The organism is Syntrophomonas sp. UBA5494, assembly GCF_002426325.1.
Genome location: NZ_DIPG01000081.1, coordinates 10,080 through 14,886 on the forward strand (window position 1 = coordinate 10,080; position 4,807 = coordinate 14,886).

A 4,807-nucleotide genomic window follows, 5' to 3' on the forward strand; every position below is an offset into this window, starting at 1 on the left:
CTTCCCAACTGGAGGGGAAACGGACTGGCCAGTTTTCTGCTAGCAGAAATGGAAAACCGGCTCCAAAAGGAAGGATTCCATTGCCTGTACACCATTGCCCGCAGTAGCTCAACGGGTATGAACAGTGTTTTTGCCAACGCTGGTTATAGCTATTATGGCGTATTGATAAACAATTGTAATATCGGGGTAGGCTTTGAAGATATGAACGTATGGGCTAAATCACTGCCTGGGTGTCAAGGGGACGGTTTGGGGTCATCCCAAGCCGGCCCCTTGCGCCCGGCCCCCCGATAATTCAACCGTCACCTTTCTTCCAGCGCGGCGGGTAGCGTAAGAGTAATCCTGGTACCTATATTCTCCCGGCTTAAAATTTCAATATGTCCGTCATGCCGTTCAGTAATCCATTTGGCGATAGACAACCCCAGACCGGTACCGCCGGTGGCCCGGGCCCGGGATTCATCAGCCCGGTAGAATCGGTCCAATACCCGGGGCACCGATTCAGGAGCAATTCCTATACCTTCATCCTGTAAGGCCAGGCAAGCATTTCCTTGGGCCGAGGAAACTGAAATAGTGATCCTTTGGCCGGGAGGAGTGTATTTTACAGCATTGTCGATCAGTATCCGCATGGATTGTTTGATCAGGCTCTTGTCGGCATCGATGAGAACCGAATGCAAATTATCTATGTATTCATGTCCGCTGTCAATCATCTGGGTTTCCCGCAGTACTTCTTCTGCCAGGGAAGCCAGATCAAAGCGTTCTATGTTTAGAGCCATGGTATTGTTATCACCACGAGCCAGGAATAAAAGCTGTTCCACCATTTCTTTCATATTAGCGGTTTCATCTTTGATGGCATCAATTGATTCCTGCAAAGCTTTCTCGTCTTTTTTACCCCAGCGATCCAACAGATTGGCATATCCCTGAATAACCGAGATTGGTGTCCTGAGTTCATGGGAAGCATCGGAAACAAACCGAACCTGGGAACGGTAGGATTCATTGATACGATCCAGCATGGCGTTAATCGCTGCAGCCAGGTTCTGCAGCTCACTTTGCGTTTCACCGACTGAAATACGGGTGTCCAGCTTAGCGGCATTTATATTATCGAGTTTGCCGGCCAGCGCTGTAAGCTGTTCCGGTGAAAAGGCAGCATCTGTACTAAGGTTTTGGGCTGCTTCGGTCAATTCCTGGATGGGCCTTAAGGTATGGCGTATCAATCGGGCACCGGAGAAGATGCTTTTTAACAGCATCGATAGTTCAATAATCAACAGCACAGCAAATATCCATAAGAAGATCTGTAGGGTTCTCTGCGGGTGGTAAGAAAGCACAAAAAGATTATTGTCAGCTTTAACTGTTATGTTATAGGAAATATTCTTAAGCAGTTCCTGGGTGCTCATGTCTCCATGAGATAGTTGAATACTTCTCGGATTTGCAGCAGTTTGGGGAGGAAAATGCTTTTGCAGGAATTTGGGTATTTGGAATTGCCTCTCTAATTCTGTAGTTGGTGTAAAACTATATTCAGTTAATGCCAACCAGTTTTCAGCTTCAAGAGAAGACGGACTGATCTGGCTAAATGTTTCAGCTGATATGGCTGCAGTTTGTTCCGCCCGTACCATTAATCCGGAAAGCAAAAGCAGTATCAGTATTAAATCAAGGGTAAGAAAAATGCCCAGCATACGTAAAAACAATCTGAAATTGAGCTTCCATACTATAGAGAACCTGATCTTATCACTGAAACTGATATGGTTTTTGTCAGCAGTCTGGTTGTTACTCATCTTTTATCACATATCCTACCCCTCTTACGGTATGAATCAGTTTAATACTAAATACCTCATCGATTTTTCCCCGTAAAAAGCGTACATAGACATCAACCACATTGGTATCTCCAGCATAGTCATAACCCCAAACATTCTCTAGCAGGGTTTCCCGTGACACTACCAGATCTTTGTTTTTCAACAGAAAGTAGAGCAGGTCGAATTCGCGTTTAGTAAGTTCAATGGCTATATCCATATAATTGACAGTATGGCGACTGGTGTCCAACTGCAGCCCGGATGCAGACAGTATCTCGGATTGTTCTGATTTATTAGCTAGCCTCAGAGTAGTGCGGATGCGAGCCAGGAGTTCTTCAATGGCAAAAGGTTTGGTGATGTAATCATTAGCCCCGCTGTCTAAGCCGGAAACCTTATCTATCACACTGTCTCGGGCTGTCAGTAGAATAACAGGAACGGATGAGACACGGCGAATCCTGCGCAGTACTTCCATACCGCTCATCTTTGGCAGCATGACATCCAGCAGAATAAGGTCGAACTCGCCTGTTTCAGCGAGTTCGAGACCGGTTCTGCCATCAAAAGCTTTGGTGACTGAATAACCTTCATAGCCAAGTTCAAGTTCAATAAAGCGGGCGATTTTCTCTTCATCTTCAATAATCAGTATTTTCAAGCTCATAACAACCTGCCCATTTATATATCATTGATTGACTTTTTCAGGTTTTCAGCAGCATCTGCCGCGCTATTCATAGCATTATTTATGGTGTTGCTGTTGAAGTCAGGCCCCACAAAACGATAACGTAAATCAAAGAACAACCCGATAATGATCAGCGGAATTGTCACCCAAAAAGCAAATATTATAAGTAGTGCCAGTACGGTTACCGGAAAAGATGCTTTGACCTCCGCACCTTTATAGACTTCAAAAGAATTGATGTTGCCTTTGTGAATAATTTTCAACAAAAACTGCCCAGCCTTTTTAACAGAAGCCCCGAAAGAATCTTCGGATTTATTCTTGTTATGCTGATTTTCGTTAGCATTTGAATGTGGCGGGACTTCTGAGTTGGCATGATTCGAACTATTGTAATAACCGCCTCCGCTGGGAGCCTGTATCTTGCCCTGTTTTTCCAGACTAATAACAGCATCCAATACATCTCCATTGGCCGCATCTAAAACAGCCTTGGCTTCCTCAAAGCTGATATTGGCCATGGCACAGGTTTTTTCCACATTTTCTAAGGTTGTCATACTAATTCCTCCCTATTATCGTTAGTATTGTCAAAAGTCGTTTGTTGAGTCTTGATAACATTTGACTATGTATAAATACTAACGGCCGAAACTTAAAGGGATATTAGTCCTTCATTAAAATCAGATTAAAACTTATTTAACCCAGTTTTATTATAACTGCTTAGGAAAAACTGTGAGCAGAGAATACTATTGTGTAAAATATGTTATAGTTTTCGTGTTAATTCGTCCGGATTGTTTTGGGATAATTCTGCTAATGTTTATTAGGAGAAGTTGGTTAATACTTTCTCAGGCTGGTCAGGATGAACAAATCTGGTACTTTTTCAGTGGTCTCGGAATGTCATAATCGCCTTTTCTTTCTTCTGAAAGTCCTACAGGGTCTATAACCACCCGGATATAAACTACCTATGGATAATTCAAGGGTCGCGGATAATTCATCAATGGTACGGGAATTATTCTGATCCAGTATATGCATCGCGATGCGGGCACAGGCCTCGGCATCCTCCAGTGCATGATGATGTAGAAAATCGATATCCAACATAGCCGCCACATCATTCAATCTGTGCGACATTTCCGGCCACTGCCTTCTGGCCATCATTAAAGTACAGCCGAAGCTAAGATTCGGATAGGGGATATCATAGTAATCCAGCGAGGCGCGCAATACGCTCATGTCAAAACTGGCATTATGGGCCACTACTATATAATGCTCAAAATAGTGCCTGATGGAGGGCCATAGCTCAGCAAAGTTCGGCTTGTCGATCACATCTGCTTTCCTTATTCCATGTATCGCTGTATTAAAATGATTGAAGTACAAACCGGGTGGTTTTATTAAATGATACTCCTGCTCCGTTATTACACCATCTTCAATACACACGATTCCTATGGCACAGGCGCTTGACCTTTGCTCGTTGGCCGTTTCAAAGTCTATGGCAGTGAAATTCAATAGGGGTCACCTCTATTATGTAGGTTATAAGTTCATTATTCGTACGCAGTTATAATAGCTAACTGATTTTAATTATAGTTCACGTATCATTTTGAGCCAATCAATTATGATAGTGCGCAATTTCAGCCGTAGGGCCAAGAACTGAGGATCAAGCATTGTATGACGAGATTGTGGATACCTTTAGCCTTGAGCTTCCACCAGCTGAATGATCCTTACGATAACCTGAACGGCTTTTTCCATGGATCCCAGGGGGATGAATTCATAACGGCTGTGAAAATTATGGCCGCCGGTAAAAATATTGGGGCAGGGAAGGCCCATAAAGGAAAGACGTGCACCATCGGTACCGCCCCGTACTGGCCTGATCATAGGCTCAATGCCATTATCCCGCATGGCCTGTTCAGCCAATGTAACGATATGATAAAACGGCTCGATCTTCTCCCGCATGTTGTAATACTGATCCTGCATATGGAGCTTTGTAACCAGGGGGACGGTTCTTGCGGTTGCATGAGTTAATGTAATTGCTATTTATTATGAGCCAGAGGTGACACATGCCTCGATATGAATGTCAGAAGAAGAATATTGGATGAGGAGGCTATTAGTATCACTAAAACAACATGCAATCAATCAGTGTTCAGATGTTCAAAAATTGGAAAGAGACAAAAAGGATAGACATTTGAAGGCATTAAAAGAAAAAGGGCTGTCAGCTAGACAGTTGGCCAGGCTAACGGGAATTAGCAGAAGTATTATTTTAAAGCCGCATAACCGTAATCTAACCGCAAGAACCGTCCCCCTGGTTACTATAGAAAAATATTTTCAAAGCACTATTGACACATATCTCTACGCGGCGTAGAATATCATTGTCTACACG

5 protein-coding genes and 2 pseudogenes are annotated in these 4,807 nt (G+C 43.5%); 2 read left to right on the forward strand and 5 right to left on the reverse strand.

Features of this window, described 5'->3' with window-relative positions:
• Positions 1-291: pseudogene (locus B3W37_RS08985) on the forward strand (hypothetical protein); the annotation flags it as partial.
• Between the two features lie 8 nt (positions 292-299).
• On the opposite strand, the gene B3W37_RS08990 reads toward B3W37_RS08985, so the two are convergent.
• The 5 genes and pseudogenes from B3W37_RS08990 to B3W37_RS09010 form a co-directional block, all read right to left on the reverse strand.
• Positions 300-1,766, reverse strand: coding sequence for a sensor histidine kinase (locus B3W37_RS08990; RefSeq protein WP_483175460.1), 1,467 nt, complete (start codon positions 1,764-1,766; stop codon positions 300-302).
• The gene (locus B3W37_RS08995) at positions 1,759-2,436 is read right to left on the reverse strand and encodes a response regulator transcription factor (protein WP_483175461.1); all 678 of its coding nucleotides are present in this window, start codon (positions 2,434-2,436) and stop codon (positions 1,759-1,761) included. Before B3W37_RS08995 ends, B3W37_RS08990 begins: the two co-directional genes overlap by 8 nt.
• A gap of 14 nt (positions 2,437-2,450) precedes the next feature.
• The gene (locus tag B3W37_RS09000) at positions 2,451-2,999 is read right to left on the reverse strand and encodes a ubiquitin (RefSeq protein ID WP_483175462.1); all 549 of its coding nucleotides are present in this window, start codon (positions 2,997-2,999) and stop codon (positions 2,451-2,453) included.
• A gap of 337 nt (positions 3,000-3,336) precedes the next feature.
• Positions 3,337-3,939, reverse strand: coding sequence for a 3'-5' exonuclease (locus B3W37_RS09005; RefSeq protein ID WP_483175463.1), 603 nt, complete (start codon positions 3,937-3,939; stop codon positions 3,337-3,339).
• Between the two features lie 180 nt (positions 3,940-4,119).
• Positions 4,120-4,410 (reverse strand): annotated as a pseudogene (locus tag B3W37_RS09010) (M20/M25/M40 family metallo-hydrolase); the annotation flags it as partial.
• Between the two features lie 91 nt (positions 4,411-4,501).
• Between B3W37_RS09010 and B3W37_RS09015 the strand changes: the two are divergent.
• Positions 4,502-4,789, forward strand: coding sequence for a helix-turn-helix domain-containing protein (locus B3W37_RS09015; RefSeq protein WP_483175464.1), 288 nt, complete (start codon positions 4,502-4,504; stop codon positions 4,787-4,789).
• The last annotated feature ends 18 nt before the right edge of the window (positions 4,790-4,807 follow it).